This is a genomic window from Microbulbifer mixtoriginis (SeqCode) (genome assembly GCF_052466865.1).
Map to the genome: position 1 here is coordinate 1610053 of NZ_CP174293.1, position 23692 is coordinate 1633744.

Genomic DNA, 23692 nt, shown 5'->3' on the forward strand with positions numbered 1-23692 from the left:
AACTCGTAAACTAGTGATAAGATGACATTAATGTTCTCAAAATCTTGGTGAAGTGTTGAACCTTTGGCGGAGGCCTTTTAGAAAAAAGGTGCATATAGTGAACGGGAGTTGAAGCTATTGTGACTAGATGCCTTAAGGAGTCTTCTCTAACCAATTTTTCTGTAACAATGTCTGGTAGTCTTGCAACCCCTAAACTCATTGTTGTCATTTGTAAAATGTTATGTAGTGAGTTGCAGCGTATCTTGGGAATAACTCGAATCTCTTTTTTACTACCCAGCTGATATTTCACCGGGGTGCCTTGCCAATCATTGATGATATGTTGCCAGTTGCGTAATTCGGTAAGATCGTCAGGTATTCCTCCCTGTTGCTCTATATATCCTCTACTCGCATAGAGGCTTTCCCGGAGTATTCCCAGCTTTGACACTTTGGCGGATTGCATATCCAGGTTGCCTACCCGAATTGCCAAGTCTACTTGGGAATCAATCAAATTCATTGGGGCATCATCCGCCAGTAAACGAACCCCCAGCTGTGGATGCTGCTCGTTAAGCTGTCTAATTGCAGGGACTATAACCGGCTCGCAGAGCGCGTGGGGAGCTGTGATTGTCAGTGTGCCCGAGAGTTCTTTGTTATTACTTTTTAAATCGGCCAGGGCGTTGTTGTAGATATCCCGGATCTCGCGACAGTGAGCGTAGAATTGGGTTCCTGTCTCCGTCAGTGAAAGCGAGCGGGTGCTCCGGTAAAGCAACCTTGTACCGAGATCTTCTTCCAATCTAGTCACTGCCTGGCTAATTGCCGACTTGGTACGTACCAGCTTGTCTGCTGCGGCAGTAAAGCTGCGGGCCTCAACTACGGCTAAAAATATTTGCATGTCCTCTAGACTGGGTTTCATAGTTTAATTTCACTAAACACTAATTTGATTGAATGTGTGTTTATCACAGGCGGTGCGTTAGGGCAATATGCTTGTGGAAGTTAAAGATCAAGCCTTTATCAAGAGGAGTTGGATATGAACAAGATACTTATTGAGAAAACTATTGTGGCCAGCGAACAGTGGAAGTCGTTTTTTAATCAAGGGAATGCTGAGGGCTGCGCTTCAATGTATGAACAGAATGCTCAAATGAATGCCAGGCCGTTTGGTGTATTTCTAGGTCGGGAGCAGATAAAAGCTTTCTGGCAAAACCTAGTGGCTCAGGGATTCTCTGATGTGGCTTATCAAGATACCGAGATTGAGGTAGTTGATGGTTCCTCAACAGTTCTTACCAGTAAGTGGAAGATGAACAATGCGCAAGGAGTTATCACTCGGGAACTATGGGTCCTGCAAGAGGATGGAACCATGCGCCTGCGCGAGGATGACTTTGAGGCTATAGAACCAAGCTGAAGGTAACAGTATAAATACTTCTGATTTTCGCTGCTAACTAGCAGTATCGCCAATGCTCGCTGGCCAAGAATTTTTGGTCAGTTTTAATGAATAGATATTTTATAGGTGTTAAGTGTAACAAAAACAGATCCACCCTCGACTAAACGGTGCTTTTTCAATTAAAGGGTGTGTAGTTTTCTTTGAGAATTAAAAAGCAGTTTTTAATTTTTTAATTAAATTGGGTTAACGTAAAGGATATACAGGATGCCAGAATATCATCATAAGTTTCAGTGTAATAAGTGTGGTATTTTTGTGGTTGAAAATGGTTCTCCGTTACCTCCTCCGGTGATGGAACATGCCTATTACCATGCCCATAATGTTATCAGTCAGTTTGGTCCTATCTACAAGGGAATAGCCCCTAAGCGCCGGCCAATGTTGCATTGCCAAAAATATGTCAAATATATTCAGACAGTACCGAAGGCTGGCTCTGCCCAAAATTTAGGGAATCAGGCCGTCAATAAAGTTAGAACACTAGCCAGGGACCGTGGCGGAAATGGTTCGAACACACCGAGTATGGTAGCAGTTATGTACGACAGTGTATTAGAACAGTGGTTTGAAGGATCAACAGGGAATGGAACCAGTCGAGGATATATCCCGAATACGATTTGGAACACTATTCCGGCAGAACTGGATGTAGACCGATATATCTTTGGTCGAACCTGTGCTGAGGTAGACTGCCTGAGAAGGGCATTCAGTCAGCGGCGTAAATCAGGAGAAAACAGTCAATCTATCAAAAATAGTATTTTTGCGGCTCGTCAGCCCAATAAGCACAAAGGGAAATCGGATAGAAGGCCTCCTTGTGGTGCATGTAAGGCATGGATAGCCAGAGCTGGGGCTAAAGCATATTAATTCTTTTATTTTATTATCGAGACATTGCGGCTTAGCATAGTGAGTGGGGGCCGATCATCAATGTGTTTCTACTCGCTGCACTAAGTGTACTGACGGATGCGCAATTGAAGCCCTATTTCTAGTCAATGATTAGCCCTCTGAGGCTGGAGTGGGAGGCTTTTTTATTACATTCCCTGAATTTAGGCAGATTGCAATATCAGAGCCAATTGCGTTAAGCCTGGATAGATACTGATTGAAGTGATTATCTCTCCACAAGGCAAACATAGAATACAGCAAATCTTATTTCTGTTTTGGTCAGGTGCTGAATCATTGTTTTCTTTTTGATTTTCCATATTCTTGCAGTATGGCTAGTGCTCGTGTAGCTGTCATAGGGGCTTCGACAATTGGTGTCATCAATGCCTGATGGGTTCGCCCAGTTGCTGCCATGCATCTAATAAGGGTTTTATTACATGTGCAGTTTGCTGATCTGCATTGAGTAATGAAAATTCTGGATCTTCAGGTAAACCAGAAGCGATGGCACTTCGGCGCAGGAATAGCCGATCACCATTAACCTTCACAAGTTCATCGTCATACTGGCCCGCCATTACCACGCAATAACCCGTGCGATTTGCTGCAATAACCACTGTGGTTGCTTTTCCCTTGGCGGTCGCCCTATCGAGAGAAACAACATAAAGATATGAAGACGTGATATGTTGGGTACCCAAACGGCTGTGGACAAGCAGGTATTCATAAAGTTTTTGCCGCCCTTTAATCATCAAACTACCGTTTTCAAAGCGACCATTTTCGGTAAATAGCGAGGCACAGGCCTTGGCGTCGTGATTATCTATAGTGAGAGTAAACTTTGACAGCAAATCGAAAATTGCCAGTTTCTCATAAATAATATTCTCATCCTCCATAATAATTTATATGTTCTTTCACTATAGCTATGGTATTTAGGGGCAGAACTGGCTTTCAGGAATTGAAAGAGGGGTGTTGACAGAAAGTATCAATACCTTTGTCGATTCTTTGGAGGATGGGTTAAGCGCTTTGTGACCCTGTTGATTTAACGGCACTCCCTCCAGTGGTAAATCTCCACCAAAGTGCACATCACCTGGTTGGTAGGTTACACAAACCCCATCTTTTGTTGTTGTTCTCCATCGGCCGGATAAGGTAATGACCCATTGTGGACTGGGGGTTGGGTGAAAATCACTTTCCCAGCTGGGAGGTAAGATGGCAAACTCACTGTTTATTACCTCTGGCAAATCTTTGTAGTGATATTCTGGATTGGGGTTGGAATATTGGATTAATGTAAAGCCAGTTAAATAGTGCTCTGTTGTCCTGGAAATATGACTTTTGTCAGTCCAAAGGTGGTAGTACTTTTGCTGGGTTTCATGGTTTGTTTTCATGTTTTTCATTAAGTTTCAAGATAGTAAATGGCATTATCTGAAGTGGCGTATAGCCTTCCTTCTGCCATTGCTATGTTTACAAAGTTAATATTCTCAGAACTTTCGTAGAGGCACTGCAAGTTTTCTCCTTGTGCTGAACAGGTCATCAACTTATTTAAGCAGGTAAATACTAGCTGTTTGTTCTCTTCAATAATTATTCCATCGATAAAACCCTGTGGGGGTATTTTGATGATTGTTTCTGTTTGAACATTGCTTGACCCACAGCTGAGCTGGAGGGTGAATATAATTTGTTCATGGTTGGGGGCGTAAAAAGGCTTTTCTTTTGTGATACTGCAGTTATCAACTAGAAACAAAGTTTCTTGATTGCGGGAGAGTGCAAGCCCGTGAGGAACAATAAATTCATCGCCCAGGCAAAATAATTGCGATGCTTGTACATCATAGGAGTATAATCCGGTGGGTAATTCGCTTTGTGGTTTAAACCCCTGGTAGTAACCATAATCGGGGTCGGTAAAGAAAAAGTGGGAGTTTGCTTGGACAATCTTGTTAGGTGAGTTAAAGGGTAGTCCTTTAAAGTTATCAACAATAATCTCTCGGCAAAAGCTATTTAAATTTATGCGGCTAATACATCCAGGACTATCATGGAATCCCTGCTCAGCCACTAGCAGGTGATTTTTATCAGCTGCCAGGCACATACCATTAGCCATATTGCTTCGCTCAATTACCGTATGTATAGACCTGTCTTTAAAATCAAAATAACGAATGGCCGATGGAGTTCGATAATCACTTGAAGGTTTGGAGGTGAAATATAATCTCTTTTGCCAATCGACCCATACGAGGCCTTCATGTGCATCGGTTTCAATTAGTGGGTGAAGGCTATATTGCATAGATTTACCCTTTAAGTTTGTTGTTCATTGCTAAAGAGGCCTATCGCCTAGACGCTTGTAATTTTCCAAACCGATAATTTTTTCTTCGCAGTAACTCACTGGCTTAAAAATCTAATAATAGCAGAGCTGGATTTTCTTAAATGTGCATCTAAGGACCACTTTCTACCACCCGTTAACACGAACGATAGGCAGATAAATGACCAAAATAAGGGGTATTCCCATCCACCATAAACGGTTTGCTCTACACCATTAATAACAATGCCGCTAGTATGGTCAGCCCAGGAGAAGCCGGCGAGATAGTGACGCCCTGAAAACAAGGCGATGAGCAAATAAAGTGACGTTCCTATTGCTGCGAAACGAGTGAATAGGCCAAAAGTGAAACCAATAAATGCGGCAAATGCGCAAAGCCCAGATATAACTACCATGATGCTGGAGAAACCTATAGCTGTGAAATATTGAACGACTTCTTCGTAAGTCTTGGCGCCTAGAAGTCCGAATTTTTCAGCAAAATGGTGAGTAAAGTTAAGCCCAATATAAATACGTATCAGCGCTAGTTGTAAATCGGCGGGGTTGCGATAAGGCTTTTCCATTAATTTTTGCATTGAGCTTTCTCTTTTGATTTCTGTCCATGGCATCTAATCTATTTTACTGAAATCACACTTTTAACGAGGCTTAGTTTTCTTGCGGTCGTATATTTACATGTCTTTCATATGTTCTTTATGGAGGCATGAAAATATTCTTTGGCCGATTTGTTGGTTGGCATATCGCACGGTGATACTAGGCTTTTATATAGCTAACCTAAAATTAAGGAATTCCTTCATAATTCTTTAGGCTGCTTTGAAAGCTAGAAGGCTGATGTTGAAGGTTGCAACTGCTGGGTTTCAGCTCTTGCAAAGGCCATTGGCCAGGAGTTTTGTCTAACCTCTACAGCCTTAGGGGTCCACAAATGTATTACGGAATTTTTCAGGGACTCCTTAACTATAAGTACTCTCTTCATCAATACAGTAATTATCGACTTTGGCAGTGCCGACTATGGGAAAACTAAGCAACAAAGTCGCCATTGTTGTTGGCGGTAATGAAGGTATCGGTGATGGGACTACTCATCGCTTTGCGGAGGAGGGCGCCAAGGTGGCTATTTTGGCGCGCCGCGCTTTGGAGGGGCGAAAGGTGGAGCAGTCCATTCGTTCTTCCGGCGGAGAAGCTACTTATATCCCCTGCGATGTCACCGATAACAAGTTAGTCAGTCAAGCAGTGATGGAGACAATCAGTTGCTATGGGGCAATCAATATCCTGTTTTACGGTGCAGGGACGGGTGCGCCGAATATGTTCCCCTACGAGGGCTTACAGGAGTGGGAGGAGGTTTTTAAAGTCAACCTGACTGGCTGTTTTCTGATGTGTAAAGCGGTTTGGCCCTACCTGATTGGCGCAGGGGGTGGTGCCATTATTAATGTGTCTTCGCTTGCTGCGCAGAGTGCGCCAACCGATACGCAATTGGAGCAGGTTAGTTTCCTGCCATCAGCTTCTTACTATGCCTCGAAAGCAGGGGTGGAAGCCTTTACTCGTTATATTGCCGGAATTGGGGCACGTCACAATATCAGAGCCAATTGCTTGCGGCCTGGGCAGATACTGACTGAGGCGGTTACCTCTCCAGAGGGCAAGCATGTCTTTACTAACTTCTTAGAGCCCGCGCAGATGCTGAAGGGGCCGGGATACCCGCTCGATGTTGCTAATGCTGCTGTGTTTTTGGCGTCAGATGACTCTCGCTTTATCACGGCAGAAACGATTAATGTGGATGGAGGCTTGGTAGCCAAGGTTTGAGATTTGCTGCTCAACTTTTGGTTTAGGGGTGCTGCATCCAATCGGTTTCTGCGATTGAGCGTCTATATAACCCTTTAAGTCTATTTATAATAGGCGGCTATTTTTCCTTCCGGAACTGATTATGCCGAGACCCAAGTCCACTGTTTCTCTGGACGAGGTGCACTGGGGTGCGCTGAAAACCCTGTTCCCCTACTTATTGGAGTTTCGCCGGGCTGTCGCCCTGGCAATTTTGTGCCTGATTGGGGCAAAAATTGCGGGGGTCACTTTACCCTTTATCCTCAAGCATATCGTCGACAATCTGGATAAAACCGGTGGTGTTGCCCAAGCCATAGCTCTGCCACTGGGGCTGTTATTGGCTTATGGTGCGGTGCGATTCTCCAGCACTCTGTTTGGTGAGTTGCGGGATACCATCTTTGGCCGGGTGACGGAACGGGCTCAGCGTCGAGTTGGCCTGGAGGTATTTCGGCACCTACACAAGTTGGATATGGACTTTCACTTGGATCGGCGTACCGGGGGGCTCTCTCGGGATATTGAAAGGGGCAATAGCGGCATCGGCTTTTTGATGCGCTTTATGGTGTTCAATATCGTACCCACTCTGCTTGAGATCGCCATGGTAGCGGGCTTGCTCTGGTGGAATTACAGCGGCGTGTTTGCTCTGGTAGTGCTGGTCGCCGTTATTGTTTATATCGGCTTCTCTGTCGTGGCCACAGAGTGGCGCACCCGTTTTGTACGCGCCCTGAATGAAGCCGAATCCCAGGCCAGCAGTCGTTCGGTAGACAGCTTGCTCAACTATGAGACGGTGAAATATTTTGCCAATGAGCGGCATGAAGCGAATCACTACGATCGTGAGCTGGCGGTATGGGAGCGGGCCCGGCGTAAAAACCGCCTATCGCTATTTAGCCTGAACACTGGCCAGGCACTGATTATTGCCTCTGCCATGTGCGCAGCGATGGTTTTGGCGGCGGTAGGCGTGACCAAAGGGCAGATGACCATCGGAGATTTTGTCCTGGTTAACGCCTTTATGATGCAAATTTTTATCCCGCTGAATTTTCTCGGTTTTGTCTATCGGGAAATGAAAGGTGCCCTGGCCAATATTGAAAAGATGTTCTCTTTGCTCAGGGTTAAGCCAGCGGTGGCCGATCAGTCCGAGGCCTCAGATTTGCAAGTGCAGGAAGGGCGAATTGAATTTGATGCAGTGCGCTTTGGCTACAAAGACAATCGTGAAATTCTACGCCAAGTTAGCTTCTCCGTGCTGCCACGCCAGAAAGTGGCGATTGTGGGAGCCAGCGGGGCCGGTAAGTCGACCCTGTTTAAGTTGTTGTTCCGCTTTTATGATGTAAGTGATGGGTCGATTCGCATTGATGGCCAGGATATTCGTACGGTCAGTCAGGAATCCTTGCGTCGCGCTATTGGTGTGGTGCCCCAGGATGCGGTGTTATTCAACCAATCAATCAAAGAAAATGTGCGTTATGGGCGGGTGGATGCCACTGATGAGGAAGTGATGGCTGCAATTCATCATGCTCACCTGTCGGATTTTGTCCGCCAGCTGCCCCAGGGGGTGGATACTCTGGTTGGTGAGCGCGGCCTTAAGCTATCCGGTGGTGAAAAACAGCGGGTTGCCATAGCGCGGGCGCTGCTCAAAAAACCACCGATTATGATTTTTGATGAAGCCACCTCCTCTCTGGACAGTCGTTCGGAACGCAGTATTGTCGCCTCTCTGAAAGAAATTGCCCGCGAACAGACCACACTGGTGATCGCCCACCGTCTTTCGACAATTGTGGATGCCGATAAGATTTTGGTCATGGATCAAGGCCAGATCGTTGAGCAGGGTTCCCACAGCCAGCTTCTGGAGGAAGGCGGGCACTATGCGACCCTGTGGCGCATGCAGCAGCAGGAGCGTACGGCTGGAATAGGAGAGGAAACTCCTGTGGCTTCTCAGGTGGCGGAGCCATAAAAGCCTGTCTTGATAATTGTGTGTAGCCAGACTAATGTGGCGCCGAAACAAAAAAATGATAGGCAGAGCGATATGACCATTCCCTTTCACACTACCAAGATCGCTGCCGCACTGCTGGCCATGGCGCTGGTGGGCGGCTGTAGCAAAGACAAACAGGCCGAGGAAATCCGTAAAGATGAAGCGGAGGCACAGATTGTAGAATCTGAGACGGTCACACCGCCCGCAGGCCAAGCCATAGAAAACGCTGATAAGCGTTTTAATATTTATGTACCGGTAGAACTTACCGCTGATATGAGTAATCTTAGCGAGAATCAGCGTAAGATGATCGGCCTGTTGATTGATGCCAGCCGGATTATGGATCGACTGTTCTGGTTGCAGTCCTACGGCCCAGCAGAAGTGCTGCTGCCTGATATCGAAGACAACCGCGCGCGCAAGTTTGCCGAGATTAATTACGGTCCTTGGGATCGCCTCAATGACAATAAGCCGTTTATCACTGGCTACGGTCTCAAACCCCTGGGTGCCAACTTCTATCCGGCAGATATGACTCGCGAAGAGTTTGAGAACTGGGACCAACCTGGAAAAGATGGCCTCTACTCTCTGGTGCGCCGCAACGATGCCGGTAAGCTGGAATTAATCCCCTACAGCAAAGCCTACAATGCTGACCTGAAGAAGGCAGCGGATATCCTGCGCCAGGCAGCCGCGCTGGCGGAAAGTAAAGAATTCGCCAACTATCTGGACATGCGTGCCGACGCGCTGCTCAATGATAATTTCCGTCCCAGCGATATGGCATGGATGGACATGAAGGAAAATGATATCGACGTAGTGATCGGCCCCATTGAAAACTACGAAGATCAAATGTTTGCCTATCGCACGGCTTACGAGTCTTACGTACTCCTCAAAGATAAAGAGTGGAGTAAGAAGCTGGCCAAGTTTGCTGCGCTGTTGCCTGAATTACAGGAAGGCTTGCCGGTAGAAGAAAAGTACAAGGCCGAAGAGCCGGGTACCGATTCTGATCTGAATGCGTACGATGTACTTTTCTACGCAGGTCACAGCAATGCGGGTTCCAAGACGATTGCCATTAACCTGCCTAACGATGAAGAAGTTCAGCTGGCGAAAGGCACTCGTCGCCTGCAGCTGAAAAACGCTATGCGTGCCAAGTTTGACAAGATCCTGGTGCCCATCAGCGATGTATTGATTGCTCCAGATCAGCGCAAGCACATCACATTCCCCGCTTTCTTTGCCAATACCATGTTCCACGAGGTGGCGCACGGCCTGGGTATTAAGAAGACTGTGACCGGCGGAGCAAATGTACGCCAGGTGTTGAAGGAGACTTCTTCCTCTCTGGAAGAAGGCAAAGCCGATATTCTCGGCCTTTATATGGTGACCCGCTTGCATGAGAAAGGCGAGATCCAAGAGGGCGAGCTGATGGATAACTACGTTACCTTCCTCGCTGGTATTTTTCGCAGCGTGCGCTTCGGTGCAGCCAGTGCCCACGGTAAGGCCAATATGATGCGCTTTAACTTCTTCAAAGAGCAGGGCGCCTTTACCCGCGATCCGAAAACCGGTCAATACAGTGTGGATTTCGAAAAAATGCAGCAGGCCATGACCAACCTGTCGCGCCTGATCCTGACTATTCAGGGTGATGGTAACTACGAGCAGGCCAAAACTCTGCTCGCTGAAAAAGGGGTTATCGGTCCTGAGTTGCAGGCTGATCTGGATCGATTGGCAGAGGCGGATATACCCGTGGATGTTACTTTCATCCAGGGTAAAGAAGTTCTTGGCTTGAAGTAAAACTAAGCAAATTTTCACCTTAAAAACCCGGCATTTGCCGGGTTTTTTATTTTTACCTGGAATAAACTCTTAGGGAAAAAGTAGGGGAAAGTTTAGATGCAACTTATATTGAGTATCAGATGTTGCTTTTACGGAGACTCTTTTATCGTTTGATAGAAAAAGCTAAGTGATTAATCACAAAAAATGAGGAGGTTTACATTGAAGAAACACTACAGTAGGTTGATCATCATTTTGGATTTATAGTTGAGTCTATTTAATTACCCTGTTATCTGTTTTAAAGACCGTATCTAAAAATTTTAAGGGAAAAACATGGAACGTATTTTATACACTGGTACTAAAAATGCCTCCAGCTGGGCTTTTCGGGCATGGCTACCTTTTAGGGAGCTGGGTATTGAATTTGAAGAGCAGGTTGTTGATATTCGCAAGCCGCAGCGCTTTGAAAATCTTCGCCGGATTGGTGAGATATCTCCCGCTGTTTCAGTACCCGTATTGGTTGAAAACCAGAGTGTTATTTTTGATTCCCTAGCCATTATGGAATATGCCAACGATATTGGCGGCGGAAGTTTACTTCCCTCAGATCCTTTGGCCAAGGCTAGAGCACGTTCTTTCTTAAGTTGGCAACATTCGGGTCTCTCAGGGCTGTGTCCACGACTTTCTTTTGAAAGCGCTTTTTATCAGGATAAGCGTCAGATGACCCAGTCTGAGCAGGCAGATGCGGAGCGACTGTTTCACTGCTGGGAGCAAGAATTAGCCCATAGTGGTGGCCCTTACCTTTGTGGTGATCTCTCCCTCGCAGATCTGGTACTGGTGCCCACGGTTATCAGGTTGTATGCCCATAGCCCGGAAATGTGCGATTGGCCCCGGGCTCATCAATGGGTAATGAGGCTTCTGGCAAGAGAGAGTGTGGAAGAGTGGATGTCGGAAGCCAAAAGCTTGCCGCCGGTAATTCTGGATGACTACCGAAGGTAAAGAGGAGAGAGGCTTTCCGTATTGGTTTCCTCACTCAATGGGTACTTTAGGAACTAGTTCTTGTGCCTCTTTGTGTCGTCCTCAAATGGCGTATATAACCTGAAAAATGAAGGAAGCTGCGTATTTTCTGTGGGAAGATCCGCAAATGTGAACCTATAGATTATCCAAGAAAAAAAGACGACTAGAATAGGGTTTGATATACGTCAGATTTGCCCAGTGGAATTGGGCGGTCCATATCTAAAAATTAAGGATAATTATTAGAACTATGAAAATACCAGCCCTGGTTCTTGCCTTCTTCTTTAGTCAGTATGTACAGGCGTCTTGTCAATTAGAGGAATATGAACGTTTTCTAAACACCCAGAGTTTGGTGATGTTGGAGGCGTCCGTACAGTTGTTTGAAGAAGATAAAGATAAATTCAAAATAATAAAGCCGTTTGTGAAGTTGGAAGTTAGAAATAACAAGCTGAAAGTCTATATCGCCAAGAAACTTAGTGAGTTGAATCCCGAGGTGTTAAATCTAAAGGGGCCAATTGCAAACTATGTGCCCAGTGTGTCTGTTCAGATAATGCCGGATGGGTCAATACGGGATAAGGTTGACCTTGCTATGTCCAAGGATAAATTTTATAGAAGTGAAAAGTCGGCCATGAAGCCGATTGAAAAATTATACCTCTATCATGACGGCATGACGGAGCTTGAGAAAAAACGCTTTCTCTCGGCCAGGAATTCCTTGAGTGCACACATGGAAACCAATGAGCAGTTTGAGTTTATGAAGCGGGCTTTCACTACCTCCCTGGCAAGTGTTTGCCCTTTGGATTGATAGAGTTCTGGAGTATGCGGTATGGATAAGGTGAAAATTTAACTTAACATTTAAAGCCGGGTTTATACTTAAAGGGGCACTAAGTTGTCCCTTTTTTATATTTGTTAAATTTGTGCTGCATTGTATATGTTGCCTGTAATAGAGACGCTACTAGTAGTAATCTAGTTGTTATTTTATAGTTGGGAAGTTTAGAAGAATATGGAAATTAATATTTATCAGGTAGATGCCTTTGCATCCAGTATGTATTCTGGTAATCCGGCCGCGGTTTGTCCACTTGATGAGTGGCTCACAGATATACAGATGCAGAATATTGCTGAAGAAAATAACTTATCTGAAACGGCTTTTTTTGTTCCAGAGGGAGAGGGTTATAGGCTGCGATGGTTTACACCTGAAGCTGAGGTGGATCTCTGTGGTCATGCCACCCTGGCAGCAGCCCATGTTTTGTTTAAACATTTATCGTACGCAAAGCCTGTTATCAACTTCGAAACTCGCAGTGGCTTGTTAAAAGTGGGGCTCTGCGAAGGCGGCTATAAAATGCGATTTCCTATCAGTATCCCTGCCCCAACGGAATGTCCCTCAGGTTTGGCTGAGGCTTTAAGTGTGGTTCCTGTGAAAACTTTGGCTGCCTTTGACTATATCGTGGTATTGGATAGCGAGACTCAACTAAAGAGCGTTAAGCCTAATTTCATGTTGCTAGCTGAGCTCGATTTGAGGGGGGTGGTGATTACCGCACCGGGAGATCACTGTGATTTTGTCAGTCGCTGTTTTTTTCCCAAGCTGCGAGTCAATGAAGACCCAGTAACAGGATCTGCACATTGCGAGTTGGCACCCTATTGGAGTCAGGTTTTGGGTAAGTCACATCTCAATGCAATGCAGCTATCAAAGAGGCGCGGAGTGCTCACCTGTGAGGTTGTAGGTGATGAGGTTATTCTTATCGGCCAAGCCGTTGACTATATGCGCGGTCAAATATCGTTTCAATAAACCTTTTTAAACATAAAGCCCCGGAACTCGGGGCTTTATTGTTTTTATAAGGGCTTTACTACGGCAGGCTTAAAGGAACCGCACAGGCGAGATAGATATCCAGCTTGTTATTGGTGAGCTCCAATCCGCCAAGCGTCAGGCGTACCTGGTTAAAGTCTGCCTGAGTATTTGCCAGTAACAGGCGGTGATTCTGGGCACCATTGACCTTAAATGGAGCCAACCTATAACCGCTGATGCTTTCACCTGTAGCAGTTTCGTCCAGATAGGTACTGATGGTAATGCTGTTGAGGTAGATAAGATCCAGTACTGAGCTCGTATTTTCCACCAGGAAGCTAAGCAGGTAGCGACCACTTTTCACGTTACTGTGGTTGACCTGGATATAAGTGCTGCCTCCAGCGCCACTCGCAACTTCCATTCTGGCGGCATCGGAGAGTATTCCATTGCCTACTTTGGCCAATGAAACTACTGAGCAGCCATCGCAGGGAGCATTGATACCATGTTCCAGCTCTGTGCTAGCGCCATCCATTATTTCAAGCCCCTCGAAGGAAGTGCATGAAAGGACAGTATCGTAGTCACAGGCGTCACCAATGCCGTCCTGATCCGAGTCTTCTCCATTCGGGTTCCAGGTTTGAGGGCAGTTATCTGAGGTGTTTTCCACACCATCGTTATCTACGTCGGGGTCGCAGGCGTCGCCCTGTCCGTCTCCATCACTATCCGTTTGCGTTGGATTGGAAATAGCTGGGCAGTTATCTGCGCTGTCATCCAGGGTGTCATTATCGATATCACTATCGCAGGCGTCGCCGTTGCCATCTTCATCCCCGTCTTCCTGCTCTGGGTTTGGCACATTCGGGCAGTTGTCTAAGGTGTCCTCGATACTATCTCCATCGACATCGTTGTCACAATGATCACCACTTCCGTCGCCGTCACTATCGCTTTGATCATTGGGAACGAAGGGACAGTTATCTTGTTCATTCGTCGTACCATCGCCATCCCGGTCATTGTCACAAATGTCTCCCAGGCCATCGTTGTCCTGGTCTGATTGATTCGGGTTCGCTACTGCGGGGCAATTGTCCACACCATCGTCGAAGCTATCGTTATCTGCATCGGTATTGGTATCGCAGGCATCCCCGACGCCGTCCCCATCATGATCCTCCTGGAGTGTGTTGGGGTTATGGGGACAATTGTCACTGCTATTTATGATGCCATCGTTATCCAGATCGGGGTCGCAGGCGTCACCGAGGTAGTCTGCGTCGCTATCCTTTTGATGGGCATTGGGGTCGAAGCGACAGTTATCGATCAGGTCGATGATACCGTCGTTATCATCGTCGCTGTCACAGATATCGCCGATCTGGTCACTATCGTTATTGGCTTGGTCTCGATTGGGAATGGCAGGGCAGTTATCTTCTGTGTTGGCACTGCCGTCACCATCCTTATCGCTGTCACAGGCGTCACCAATACCGTCTCCGTCTCGGTCGAATTGGCTGGTATTGGCAATGCTTACACAGTTGTCGACATAGTCAGTAATTAAATCCCCGTCGATATCAGAGTTGTTATCACAGGCATCGCCGAAGCTGTCACCGTCGGTATCTACCTGGTCCTCATTGGCCACGAGGGGGCAATTGTCTGCATCGTTGTCTACCCCATCGCCATCCCGGTCGGAGTCACATAGGTCGCCTCTGCCATCTCTATCGGTGTCGGTTTGATCTGCATTGGCATCGACGGGACAATTATCGGCATGGTCTTCAATGCCATCCGCATCATCATCGCTATCGCATAGATCGCCCTTTCCATCGGAGTCGATATCACTTTGGTCGGTATTGGCGATAGAAGGACAATTATCAGCTTCATTATCAATGCCGTCGTTATCGAGGTCCGGATCGCAGACATTGCCTAATCCATCGTTGTCCTGATCCTCTTGTGCTGGGTTTGGTTTGCCAGGACAGTTGTCACTGATATCTTCGATGCTATCACCGTCATCGTCGTTATCGCAGGCGTTGCCCGTGCCGTCGTTGTCGGTATCCACTTGATCTTCGTTGGGCACTTGCGGGCAGTTGTCTACACCATCATCCAGGCCATCATTGTCGGTATCACTGTCGCTGTCACATAGATCGCCAATGCCGTCATTGTCTTGATCGGTTTGGTCTGGGTTGGAGACGGTAGGGCAGTTATCGAGGCTATTGGTGAAGTCATCGCCATCGAGGTCGTTATCGCAGCTGTCACCGACACCATCGCCATCCATGTCACTCTGTTCATGGTTGGCGTTTGCAGGACAGTTATCCGAATCGTTGACTACTTCATCACCATCGAGATCTTCATCGCAGGCATTGCCAACTTTATCGCCGTCACTATCTGCCTGATCGATGTTGGCGATTTGTGGGCAGTTATCTTCTAAGTCCAGGTGATTATCATTGTCATCATCGTTGTCACAGGCATCACCGCTACCGTCGCTGTCGAGGTCATCTTGGGAGGGATTGCTGATGCTGGGGCAGTTATCGTCGGAATTGCGAACGCCATCTCCATCACTGTCTGTCACATTGGAGCCCGGGGGGAAGTTATCGGCGGCTCGGGCTTTTCCTTTGTCCGATCCGCAGGCACTCAATAGCAGTAGCGAAAGAAAAAATACAATTAACGATATTTTTGACATGCTTTGAAATCTCTGGAAACAAATACTTTTTTGTTATCTGTTGGGGAAGAACTGTCATTTGCTACGAGAAAATAGAAGTGAAAATAAGTGCCCACTTCTTGAAGGTTGCTTCCCTATAGATGTAATTGGTGGAGTAAATATCTGATTTTTATTTCTTATCAGAATAGATAGGCCACCGAATTTCGATGTGGATAAATATGTGTGATTTCTCTGAATAAAGGTAATGATTGAAAAAATAATGGCAGTTTATTTTTTTAGTTTTCTTGTTGGCAGTGAGGGAGGTGAAAATGCCTGCACATTTGTGCTGAGAAATTTTCAACTTGTTGCCGGTGTGTATTTTTGATGGGGAATAAGCGGAAAGACGTTGATAGTTTTGAAAATTTCTTGTGAGCTGTAAAGAGTAATCAGGTGCGTAAATTAATCGGGTAACCGGATATAGTCCTTGCCGCGGCAAACGTTGGTTATGTGAATTTATTTCTCATGATAACGAAGGCTTGAGTCTTGTTATGACTATCGGGTCTATGGCTTTTGGGTCAGTTCCGTTTTTGACTAGTTTCCAAGGCAGCGTGGAAATACACTGGAGGTCAGATTCGGGAGGGTAAATGAAAATTGATGCGGCAATTTGTTCCAGTGCGCGGCTTGCCCGTGATCGGCGTTTTGATGGGCGTTTTTTTACGGCGGTGAAGACGACAGGTATCTTCTGTCGACCCATCTGCCCCGCTCGGCCACCGTTGGAGCGCAATGTCACTTATTTTGAAACTGCGGCGGAGGCGGCCAATGCGGGCTTTAGGCCCTGCCTGCGCTGTCGCCCCGATTCTGCGCCGGGCAGTCCAGCTTGGGGATTGGTTTCGACCACCGTGCAGCGCGCTTTAAAACTGATGCGCAGTGAGCGCGAGCCTCAGTCTGTGGAGCGACTGGCAGAGCGTCTCGGGGTCAGCAGCCGCTATTTGCGCCGTCTGTTCTCTGAGCACTTGGGGGTAAGCCCCTTGGCGGTTTGGCAAACCGAGCGGGCACTGTTTGCTTTTCGTTTACTGCGAGATACGGACTTGCCTATTGCTGAAATAGCCTACGAGGCTGGTTTTAACAGTTTGAGACGCTTTAACGGTGTATTCAAACAGATCTACAAACGCACCCCATCCGACGTTCGCAGGGAGGGACACGCAGTGCGCGCGGAGAAGGCGAGTGCGACTCGGGTGCGGTTGTACCTGGATTACCGCCCGCCGTTAGATTGGCAACAACTCCTGGCTTTCTTGGGAACTCGCGCTTTGGCGGGGGTAGAGCAGGTGGAGGGAGAGGTCTATTCACGCAGTTTCGAACTGGATGCTTGTCGCGGCGTGATGGAGGTTTCCCACGATCCGGAACGAAATCGCCTGGTAGTGGAGGTTTTTGGTCAGGAAGGTGGGGCAGGGTTATATCTATTGAACCAGCGCCTGCGCCGGCTGTTTGATCTGGATGCGGATATTGAGGAGATCCAGACGGTATTAAATGAAGATCCACTGCTGGCGGATCAGTTGGCGAAGAATCCGGGCCTGCGATTGCCCGGTGCCTGGGACCCATTCGAATATGCACTGCGGGCGATTCTCGGTCAGCAGATCAGTGTCGCGGCGGCGACCACTATTGCCGGACGAATAGTGGCCCGCTACGGGGAGTCGTTTGTAGACGATGCTGGCAGAGAGCGGTTTTTATTCCCAACGGCCGAGCGTCTCGCTGAGGCGGACTTTGCCGATCTGGGCTTGACCCGGGCTCGGATGAAAACCCTACAGGAGTTTGTCGCCGCAACTTTGGATGGCCGTGTGAGTTTTGCCGATCAGTCCCTGGAGGATTGGTGCAGCCAGGCCACAGCACTGCCGGGTATTGGCGATTGGACGGCGCATTATATCGCTATGCGTGGCCTGTCGATGCCGGACGCTTTCCCCGCGTCGGATTTGGGTATTCTACAAGCCCTGGGCAGTGATGGTGAAAAGGCAAAACCCAAGCAGGTCCTGGAGCGGGCAGAGCAGTGGCGGCCTTGGCGGGCATATGGAGCCATTTTGTTGTGGCAGTCCCTGAAATCTGGAGAGAAAAAATGATTGTTTATGAGAGTTACACCACGGAATTGGGGGATGTTGCCATCGCGGCCTGCGAACAGGAGAGAGAGGGTCTCTCCCGAGGCATAGTTGCACTCCAGTTTTATGACGATGAACGACCATTGCGTTTGGGGGCCGGTTGGCAGCGGGGCGCCTCGGAGCTGACAGATTTGGCCGCCCAGCAGTTGCGGGAATATATCGCCGGCCAGCGCAAAAGCTTTGATCTGCCACTGGCGCCAAAGGGTACTGAATTTCAGCGCCGGGTTTGGGATGCCCTGTTGCAAATTCCCTTTGGCGAAACCCGCAGTTACAGCCAGCAAGCCCAGTGGTTGGGCCAGCCACGGGCTATTCGCGCGGTGGCGCGGGCCAATGGTGCGAATCCGATTGCCATCGTTATTCCCTGCCACCGTGTAATCGGAGCCAATGGCAGCCTTACCGGCTACGCCGGCGGCCTGTCTTTGAAAGCGCGCTTGCTCACCCTTGAGGGCGCCAACTTTGTCCAGCAGGGCGAGCTGCTCTAGCTGGTCATATTGGGAAAAGCGCAATCATCTCTCCCTAGCCACGGCCTCTTTGGCGCGAGATAATGAGCGGTTCATAATCATATCGAGCCGGAGGCCAAATGCTGTACAGATTGGGGGATAAACAGCCACAACTGGAAGGTGAGGGCCACTATATTGCGCCCGGTGCCCATGTGATTGGAGATGTGCGTATGCTCGCTCACAGCTCCGTATGGTTTAACGCGGTGGTGCGCGGCGACTGTGCGCCGATCACTATCGGTGAATACAGTAACGTACAGGATGGCTCGGTACTGCATGCCGATGTGGGTGTGCCATTAACCATCGGCACCGGTGTCACCGTAGGCCATAAAGTGATGCTGCACGGCTGTGATATTGGTGATTACAGCCTGATTGGTATCAATGCCGTGATCTTAAACCGGGCCAAAATCGGCAAGTGCTGTATCATTGGCGCCAATGCGCTGGTGACCGAGGGCACAGAAATTCCCGATTACTCTATGGTGCTGGGCTCTCCCGGCAAGGTAGTAAAATCTCTCGATCCCGCCACCTACGAGCTGCTCAAAGCCAGCAGCGATCACTATGCGGCCAACGGCAAACATTTCGCCAGTGAACTGGTCCCGCTTGAGGCTAAAGATGTCTGAACAACCGGTAAAAACCGTGGAGCCGAAAGAGCGCCCGGTGAAATCCCCCTGTATCTCCGTATGTGCCCTGAATGAGCAGGACCTGTGCGAGGGCTGTTTTCGCAGTGGTAACGAAATCAGCCGCTGGGGCTCCATGAACAATGATGAGCGCCGTGCAGTGTTAAAGCTCTGCACCGAGCGCGCGCGGCAAATGGGCCGAATCTGGTAAACAATCGATAGCGCTTTGTCGGGGCCGGGCCTCGCAGGGCCCGGAACTAAATGCGACTATGACCCAACCCTTTGTCCACCTAAGAATTCACTCCGAATTTTCCCTGATCGATGGCCTGGTAAGAATCAAGCCGGCCATCGCCCGCGCACAGGAGCTGGAAATGCCAGCCCTGGCGATTACCGACCAGTGCAACCTCTACGGGCAGATTAAATTCTACCGGGCCTGTTTGGGCTCCGGTATCAAGCCGATTACTGCAGCGGATTTTTGGCTCAGCGAAGGCGGTGAGGGTAAGCCGACGCTGATCACGCTCTATGCGATGAACACTGATGGCTACCGCAATATTACCGAGCTGATTTCCCGCGCCTGGATGGAAGGCCAGTACCACGGTAACGCCTATATCAAACGCGAATGGGTTAAGGAGTACAGCGAAGGGGTGCTGATGCTGTCCGGTGCCAAGTACGGCGATGTGGGCCGTGCACTGGTAGCGGGGCGCCGCGCCCAGGCAGAGGAGCTGGCACGGGAGTGGGCGGAGTTATTTCCCGGCCGCTACTACCTGGAGTTACAGCGCACCGGTCGCGCCGGCGATGAAGACTATCTGCACTCGGCAGTGGATTTGGCGCAGGCATTAAATTTGCCAGTGGTGGCCACCAACGATGTGCGCTTTATGGAGGAGAGCGAGTTTGAGGCCCACGAGGTGCGCGTGTGTATTCACGAAGGTCGCGCCCTCGATGACCCTCGCCGCGAGCGCCGTTATTCCGCCGAACAGTATTTCCGCACGCCGGAAGAGATGTGGGAACTGTTTGGCGATATCCCCGAAGCCCTGCAAAACACCGTGGAGATTGCCAAGCGCTGTTCGGCGCCAATCCAGCTGGGTAAATACTTCCTGCCGGAATACCCGATTCCCGAGGGTATGACCGAAGACCAGTTCTTCGAAAAGGTCTCTTACGAGGGTATGGAGCGGCGCCTGGAAACTATCCTGGACAAGTCCGCCGCTGACTATGCCGAGCGCCGCAAGGTCTATGAAGACCGCCTGCGTTTTGAGCTGGATATCATTATCCAGATGGGATTTCCGGGTTACTTCCTGATCGTAATGGACTTTATCCAGTGGGCCAAAGACCACGATATCCCGGTGGGCCCGGGGCGGGGTTCCGGTGCCGGCTCTCTGGTGGCTTACTCGCTGGACATTACCGATCTGGACCCGCTGCAATACGATCTGCTGTTCGAACGATTCCTGAACCCGGAGCGGGTGTCGATGCCCGACTTCGATATCGACTTCTGTATGGAGAAGCGCGACCGGGTAATTGGCTACGTTGCGGATAACTATGGCCGCCAGGCGGTGAGCCAGATCATTACTTTCGGAACCATGGCCGCGAAGGCGGTGGTGCGAGATGTGGCGCGGGTGCAGGGCAAGTCCTACGGCCTCGCAGACAAGCTGTCGAAGATGATCCCCCCCGATGTAGGTATGACCCTGCAGAAGGCCTTCGACCAGGAAGAGATATTGCGCGAGTTCCTCGAAAGCGATGACGAGGGCCAGGAAATCTGGGAGATGGCCCTGCAGCTCGAAGGGGTGTCCCGTAACGTGGGCAAGCACGCGGGTGGTGTGGTTATCGCCCCCACCAAGCTCACCGACTTCGCACCGCTCTATTGTGATGAGACCGGTGCAGGCCTGGTGACCCAGTTTGATAAAAACGATGTGGAAGATGCGGGCCTGGTGAAGTTCGACTTCCTCGGCCTGCGGACGCTGACCATCATCGACTGGGCCAAGCGCATGGTGGATGAGACGCGAGCGCGCGAGGGGCTGGAACCTCTGGATATCGCCGCGCTGCCACTGGACGATGATGAAACCTTCAAGATGCTCAAGCGGGCAGAGACCACTGCGGTATTCCAGTTGGAATCCCGGGGGATGAAGGACCTGATCAAGCGCCTACAGCCGGACAACCTGGAAGATATGATCGCCCTGGTGGCCCTGTTCCGCCCAGGTCCGCTGCAATCGGGCATGGTGGATGACTTTATTAACCGTAAGCACGGTCGCGCCCAGGTGGCCTACCCGGATGCTAAATACCAGCACGAGAAACTGCAACCGATCCTGGAGCCCACATACGGCGTGATCGTCTACCAGGAACAGGTGATGCAGATCGCCCAGGAGTTGGCGGGCTATACCCTCGGTGGCGCTGACCTGTTGCGCCGGGCGATGGGTAAAAAGAAACCGGAGGAAATGGCCAAACAGAGGGCCACTTTTGAAAATGGGGCAAAAGAGCAAGGAATTGACCCCGAACTTGCGATTAAGATCTTCGACCTGGTAGAGAAGTTCGCAGGCTATGGTTTTAACAAGTCGCACTCTGCGGCTTACGCACTGGTGTCATACCAGACCGCTTGGCTGAAAGCGCACTATCCCGCCCAGTTTATGGCGGCGACCATGTCTTCGGATATGGATAAGACCGATAAGGTGGTGACCTTTATCGAAGAGTGTCGCGCCATGGAGCTGGTGCTGGTGCCGCCGGATGTGAATCTGGGTAGCTTCCAGTTCTCGGTGGATATCGATAACCGCATTATTTACGGTCTCGGTGCCATCAAGGGCCTGGGTGAGGGGCCGATTGAAAATATTATTGCGGCGCGGGAAGAGGGCGGTCCCTTTACCGATCTGTTCGATTTCTGCTCGCGTGTCGATCCGCGCAAGGTGAATAAGCGCGCACTGGAGGCGCTGGTGCGCTCTGGTGCCTTCGACAGCATTGGGCCGGATACTGGCGGCAGTGATGGCTTGGATTATTCCCGCGCGGTGCTGTTTAACGCGCTGGATGAAGCGGTGAAGGCGGCGGAACAGCAAAAGGCTAATGCCAATGCAGGCATGATGGATTTGTTCGGTGAGGTGGTGCCCCAATCTTCCGATGGTGATGTGTACGAGGACTTCCGTCGCACTCGCTGCTGGAGTATTCGCGAGCGCTTGGAGGGTGAGAAAAACACCCTGGGTCTGTATCTCACCGGCCACCCCATTGACGAATATGCCGGTGAGTTACAGCACCTGGTGAAGGCGCGAATCGCCGACTTAAAACCTGGCCGCGAAGCGCAAAAAGTGGCGGGCCTGGTGGTTGCCATGCGGGTGATGAAGACCAAGCGTGGCGATTCCATGGCTATTGTTACCCTGGATGATCGCAGCGGCCGTATTGAGGCGGCCATGTTCAGCGAGGCATTTGGCGAACACCGCGACAAGCTGGCTAAGGATGCGCTGCTGGTACTCGAAGGCCCCGTGGCCAATGACGATTACAGCGGCGGTCTGAAAATGACCGTGAATGGGGTTTCCACCTTGGATGAGCTGCGTCAGAGCCGGGTGACCGGTGTGCGTCTGCAAGTCGATACCGGTGTTGTGGCCCCTGGGTTAGCCAAGCGTCTGGCCTCGTGTTTGCAGCCCTATACCGGTGGCCAGTGCGGGGTCAGCCTGGAAGTGTTGCGCCACGATGCGCGAGGTCTCTACCGCCTGCCTCCACAGTGGAATGTGGAGCCGAATGATCAGATGGTTCAGTCCCTGCGGGAGTTGCTGGGACGTGAGCGGGTGGCACTTCAATACGCTGAGCGGCGTTAAAGTCTACTGGGCTCGACTGGTCGGTTCTGTACAGTTAAGCTATGTCGCTGTGATTGCCCAGAGGCATGGAAAAGAGTTAAGGCGCAGATTTCATGAATTTCAACTTTCTCGAGTTTGAGCAGCCGATTGCAGAGCTGGAAAGCAAAATTAAAGAGTTGCAGCTGGTCGGGGACGACAATGAGCTGAATATCGCCGATGAAGTGACCCGGCTGCGGGATAAGAGCAGAACTCTGACCGAGTCCATCTACGCAGACCTGAGTCCCTGGCAAGTGGTCCAGGTGGCCAGGCACCCGCAGCGTCCATACTCCAAGGATTATATTGAGCGGCTATTCACCGATTGGGACGAGCTGCACGGCGATCGTCATTTTGGTGATGACAAGGCGATTATTACTGGTATCGCACGCTTGAATGGCAAGCCAGTAGCCGTGATCGGTGAAGAAAAAGGCCGCTCTGTGAACGAGAAGGTTGCGCGTAACTTCGGTATGCCTAAGCCGGAGGGCTACCGCAAAGCTTTGCGCATTATGGAAATGGCCGAGCGTTTTAAAATGCCGGTGCTGACTTTGATCGATACTCCAGGGGCTTACCCCGGAATCGATAGTGAAGAGCGCGGCATCAGTGAGGCCATTGCCCAGAACCTGGCGGTGATGTCCCGTTTGCGCACGCCGATTATTTGTACCGTGATTGGTGAGGGTTCTTCCGGTGGTGCTCTGGCAATTGGTGTTGGTGATCAGCTCAATATGCTGCAGTACTCCACCTACTTTGTGATTTCTCCGGAGGGCTGCGCCAATATTATTTGGAAGACCGTAGAGAAGGCTCCACTGGCTGCCGAGGCTATGGGGGTGACTTCCAGTGTGTTGGAGGAGTTAGGTATTGTGGATGAAACCATCCCAGAGCCCCTCGGCGGTGCGCACCGAGATCCGGATGCCATGGCTGAGAGCCTGAAGGAGCGCCTCGGTGAACAACTGGAACAGTTGAGTGCTATTCCTATTGATGAGTTGCTGGAAAAGCGCTACCAGCGCCTGATGAGCTACGGCAATATCGTTTCTTAATATCCTTAAAAGGGCAGTCCCGATCATGGCGCTGCCCTTTTTTCTTTCTTTAGAGTCCAGTTTCTTTTTACGAGATCTACTCTATATTTGGCGATTCCCCATTTGTTGGGTTGCTTGTTCCTCTTCTGTT

The 23692-nt window shown here is 49.6% G+C and carries 20 protein-coding genes; 14 read left to right on the forward strand and 6 right to left on the reverse strand.

The window, feature by feature from the left end:
* Positions 1-10: 10 nt before the first annotated feature.
* Positions 11-889, reverse strand: coding sequence for a LysR family transcriptional regulator (locus tag ACJJJA_RS07235; protein WP_444904155.1), 879 nt, complete (start codon positions 887-889; stop codon positions 11-13).
* A 114-nt stretch (positions 890-1003) separates the two neighbouring features.
* Here ACJJJA_RS07235 and ACJJJA_RS07240 point away from each other — a divergent pair, with 114 nt between their 5' ends.
* Positions 1004-1375: a nuclear transport factor 2 family protein gene (locus ACJJJA_RS07240; protein ID WP_444904156.1), complete on the forward strand. Its 372-nt coding sequence runs from the start codon at positions 1004-1006 to the stop codon at positions 1373-1375.
* A 243-nt stretch (positions 1376-1618) separates the two neighbouring features.
* A complete protein-coding gene (locus ACJJJA_RS07245; RefSeq protein ID WP_252085059.1) occupies positions 1619-2263 on the forward strand; it encodes a hypothetical protein in 645 nt (214 codons plus the stop codon).
* Between the two features lie 392 nt (positions 2264-2655).
* On the opposite strand, the gene ACJJJA_RS07250 is transcribed toward ACJJJA_RS07245, so the two are convergent.
* The 4 genes from ACJJJA_RS07250 to ACJJJA_RS07265 all read right to left on the reverse strand — a co-directional run bounded on the left by ACJJJA_RS07250 (position 2656) and on the right by ACJJJA_RS07265 (position 5134).
* The gene (locus ACJJJA_RS07250) at positions 2656-3159 is read right to left on the reverse strand and encodes a nuclear transport factor 2 family protein (protein ID WP_444904157.1); all 504 of its coding nucleotides are present in this window, start codon (positions 3157-3159) and stop codon (positions 2656-2658) included.
* 36 nt (positions 3160-3195) lie between these two features.
* Positions 3196-3657 carry a cupin domain-containing protein gene (locus tag ACJJJA_RS07255; RefSeq protein WP_444888370.1) on the reverse strand — a complete coding sequence of 154 codons (462 nt, stop codon included), beginning with the start codon at positions 3655-3657 and terminating at the stop codon, positions 3196-3198.
* Positions 3657-4532 carry an SMP-30/gluconolactonase/LRE family protein gene (locus ACJJJA_RS07260; RefSeq protein ID WP_444888371.1) on the reverse strand — a complete coding sequence of 292 codons (876 nt, stop codon included), beginning with the start codon at positions 4530-4532 and terminating at the stop codon, positions 3657-3659. The genes ACJJJA_RS07255 and ACJJJA_RS07260 overlap by 1 nt, the downstream gene beginning before the upstream one ends.
* 95 nt (positions 4533-4627) lie before the next feature.
* Entirely contained in the window at positions 4628-5134 is a 507-nt protein-coding gene (locus ACJJJA_RS07265; protein ID WP_444898777.1) for a DoxX family protein, read from the reverse strand.
* A 430-nt stretch (positions 5135-5564) separates the two neighbouring features.
* Here ACJJJA_RS07265 and ACJJJA_RS07270 point away from each other — a divergent pair, with 430 nt between their 5' ends.
* The 6 genes from ACJJJA_RS07270 (at position 5565) to ACJJJA_RS07295 (ending at position 12862) form a co-directional block, all read left to right on the forward strand.
* Positions 5565-6350, forward strand: coding sequence for an SDR family NAD(P)-dependent oxidoreductase (locus ACJJJA_RS07270; protein ID WP_252085065.1), 786 nt, complete (start codon positions 5565-5567; stop codon positions 6348-6350).
* 121 nt (positions 6351-6471) lie between these two features.
* Entirely contained in the window at positions 6472-8304 is a 1833-nt protein-coding gene (locus ACJJJA_RS07275; protein WP_444888374.1) for an ABCB family ABC transporter ATP-binding protein/permease, read from the forward strand.
* A 72-nt stretch (positions 8305-8376) separates the two neighbouring features.
* Complete coding sequence (locus ACJJJA_RS07280; protein ID WP_444904158.1) at positions 8377-10095, forward strand: DUF8614 domain-containing protein; 1719 nt, start codon at positions 8377-8379, stop codon at positions 10093-10095.
* Positions 10096-10404: 309 nt separating this feature from the next.
* Positions 10405-11064 (forward strand): glutathione S-transferase family protein, encoded by a 660-nt coding sequence (locus tag ACJJJA_RS07285; RefSeq protein WP_444904159.1) that lies wholly within the window; start codon positions 10405-10407, stop codon positions 11062-11064.
* Positions 11065-11329: 265 nt separating this feature from the next.
* Positions 11330-11881, forward strand: coding sequence for a hypothetical protein (locus ACJJJA_RS07290; protein WP_444885676.1), 552 nt, complete (start codon positions 11330-11332; stop codon positions 11879-11881).
* A gap of 198 nt (positions 11882-12079) precedes the next feature.
* A complete protein-coding gene (locus tag ACJJJA_RS07295) occupies positions 12080-12862 on the forward strand; it encodes a PhzF family protein (RefSeq protein WP_444904160.1) in 783 nt (260 codons plus the stop codon).
* Between the two features lie 58 nt (positions 12863-12920).
* Here ACJJJA_RS07295 and ACJJJA_RS07300 read toward each other — a convergent pair whose 3' ends face one another.
* Entirely contained in the window at positions 12921-15506 is a 2586-nt protein-coding gene (locus tag ACJJJA_RS07300; protein ID WP_444904161.1) for a thrombospondin type 3 repeat-containing protein, read from the reverse strand.
* 602 nt (positions 15507-16108) lie between these two features.
* Here ACJJJA_RS07300 and ACJJJA_RS07305 point away from each other — a divergent pair.
* From ACJJJA_RS07305 to ACJJJA_RS07330, 6 genes are all read left to right on the forward strand, one after another.
* Positions 16109-17575 (forward strand): AlkA N-terminal domain-containing protein, encoded by a 1467-nt coding sequence (locus ACJJJA_RS07305; RefSeq protein ID WP_444904162.1) that lies wholly within the window; start codon positions 16109-16111, stop codon positions 17573-17575.
* The gene (locus tag ACJJJA_RS07310) at positions 17572-18093 is read left to right on the forward strand and encodes a methylated-DNA--[protein]-cysteine S-methyltransferase (protein ID WP_444904163.1); all 522 of its coding nucleotides are present in this window, start codon (positions 17572-17574) and stop codon (positions 18091-18093) included. Before ACJJJA_RS07305 ends, ACJJJA_RS07310 begins: the two co-directional genes overlap by 4 nt.
* 98 nt (positions 18094-18191) lie before the next feature.
* Positions 18192-18728 carry a gamma carbonic anhydrase family protein gene (locus ACJJJA_RS07315; protein WP_252085074.1) on the forward strand — a complete coding sequence of 179 codons (537 nt, stop codon included), beginning with the start codon at positions 18192-18194 and terminating at the stop codon, positions 18726-18728.
* Positions 18721-18936: a DUF1289 domain-containing protein gene (locus tag ACJJJA_RS07320; RefSeq protein WP_108732299.1), complete on the forward strand. Its 216-nt coding sequence runs from the start codon at positions 18721-18723 to the stop codon at positions 18934-18936. Before ACJJJA_RS07315 ends, ACJJJA_RS07320 begins: the two co-directional genes overlap by 8 nt.
* 58 nt (positions 18937-18994) lie before the next feature.
* Entirely contained in the window at positions 18995-22513 is a 3519-nt protein-coding gene (gene dnaE / locus ACJJJA_RS07325; RefSeq protein WP_444904164.1) for a DNA polymerase III subunit alpha, read from the forward strand.
* Positions 22514-22605: 92 nt separating this feature from the next.
* A complete protein-coding gene (locus tag ACJJJA_RS07330; protein ID WP_252085077.1) occupies positions 22606-23562 on the forward strand; it encodes an acetyl-CoA carboxylase carboxyltransferase subunit alpha in 957 nt (318 codons plus the stop codon).
* Positions 23563-23692: the final 130 nt, after the last annotated feature.

Bases quoted from the DNA above. Each gene is read 5' to 3' on its own strand.
- ACJJJA_RS07235 (WP_444904155.1), bottom strand. From the start codon at position 889: ATGAAACCCAGTCTAGAGGACATGCAAATATTTTTAGCCGTAGTTGAG.
- ACJJJA_RS07240 (WP_444904156.1), top strand. From the start codon at position 1,004: ATGAACAAGATACTTATTGAGAAAACTATTGTGGCCAGCGAACAGTGG.
- ACJJJA_RS07245 (WP_252085059.1), top strand. From the start codon at position 1,619: ATGCCAGAATATCATCATAAGTTTCAGTGTAATAAGTGTGGTATTTTT.
- ACJJJA_RS07250 (WP_444904157.1), bottom strand. From the start codon at position 3,159: ATGGAGGATGAGAATATTATTTATGAGAAACTGGCAATTTTCGATTTG.
- ACJJJA_RS07255 (WP_444888370.1), bottom strand. From the start codon at position 3,657: ATGAAAAACATGAAAACAAACCATGAAACCCAGCAAAAGTACTACCAC.
- ACJJJA_RS07260 (WP_444888371.1), bottom strand. From the start codon at position 4,532: ATGCAATATAGCCTTCACCCACTAATTGAAACCGATGCACATGAAGGC.
- ACJJJA_RS07265 (WP_444898777.1), bottom strand. From the start codon at position 5,134: ATGCAAAAATTAATGGAAAAGCCTTATCGCAACCCCGCCGATTTACAA.
- ACJJJA_RS07270 (WP_252085065.1), top strand. From the start codon at position 5,565: ATGGGAAAACTAAGCAACAAAGTCGCCATTGTTGTTGGCGGTAATGAA.
- ACJJJA_RS07275 (WP_444888374.1), top strand. From the start codon at position 6,472: ATGCCGAGACCCAAGTCCACTGTTTCTCTGGACGAGGTGCACTGGGGT.
- ACJJJA_RS07280 (WP_444904158.1), top strand. From the start codon at position 8,377: ATGACCATTCCCTTTCACACTACCAAGATCGCTGCCGCACTGCTGGCC.
- ACJJJA_RS07285 (WP_444904159.1), top strand. From the start codon at position 10,405: ATGGAACGTATTTTATACACTGGTACTAAAAATGCCTCCAGCTGGGCT.
- ACJJJA_RS07290 (WP_444885676.1), top strand. From the start codon at position 11,330: ATGAAAATACCAGCCCTGGTTCTTGCCTTCTTCTTTAGTCAGTATGTA.
- ACJJJA_RS07295 (WP_444904160.1), top strand. From the start codon at position 12,080: ATGGAAATTAATATTTATCAGGTAGATGCCTTTGCATCCAGTATGTAT.
- ACJJJA_RS07300 (WP_444904161.1), bottom strand. From the start codon at position 15,506: ATGTCAAAAATATCGTTAATTGTATTTTTTCTTTCGCTACTGCTATTG.
- ACJJJA_RS07305 (WP_444904162.1), top strand. From the start codon at position 16,109: ATGAAAATTGATGCGGCAATTTGTTCCAGTGCGCGGCTTGCCCGTGAT.
- ACJJJA_RS07310 (WP_444904163.1), top strand. From the start codon at position 17,572: ATGATTGTTTATGAGAGTTACACCACGGAATTGGGGGATGTTGCCATC.
- ACJJJA_RS07315 (WP_252085074.1), top strand. From the start codon at position 18,192: ATGCTGTACAGATTGGGGGATAAACAGCCACAACTGGAAGGTGAGGGC.
- ACJJJA_RS07320 (WP_108732299.1), top strand. From the start codon at position 18,721: ATGTCTGAACAACCGGTAAAAACCGTGGAGCCGAAAGAGCGCCCGGTG.
- dnaE (WP_444904164.1), top strand. From the start codon at position 18,995: ATGACCCAACCCTTTGTCCACCTAAGAATTCACTCCGAATTTTCCCTG.
- ACJJJA_RS07330 (WP_252085077.1), top strand. From the start codon at position 22,606: ATGAATTTCAACTTTCTCGAGTTTGAGCAGCCGATTGCAGAGCTGGAA.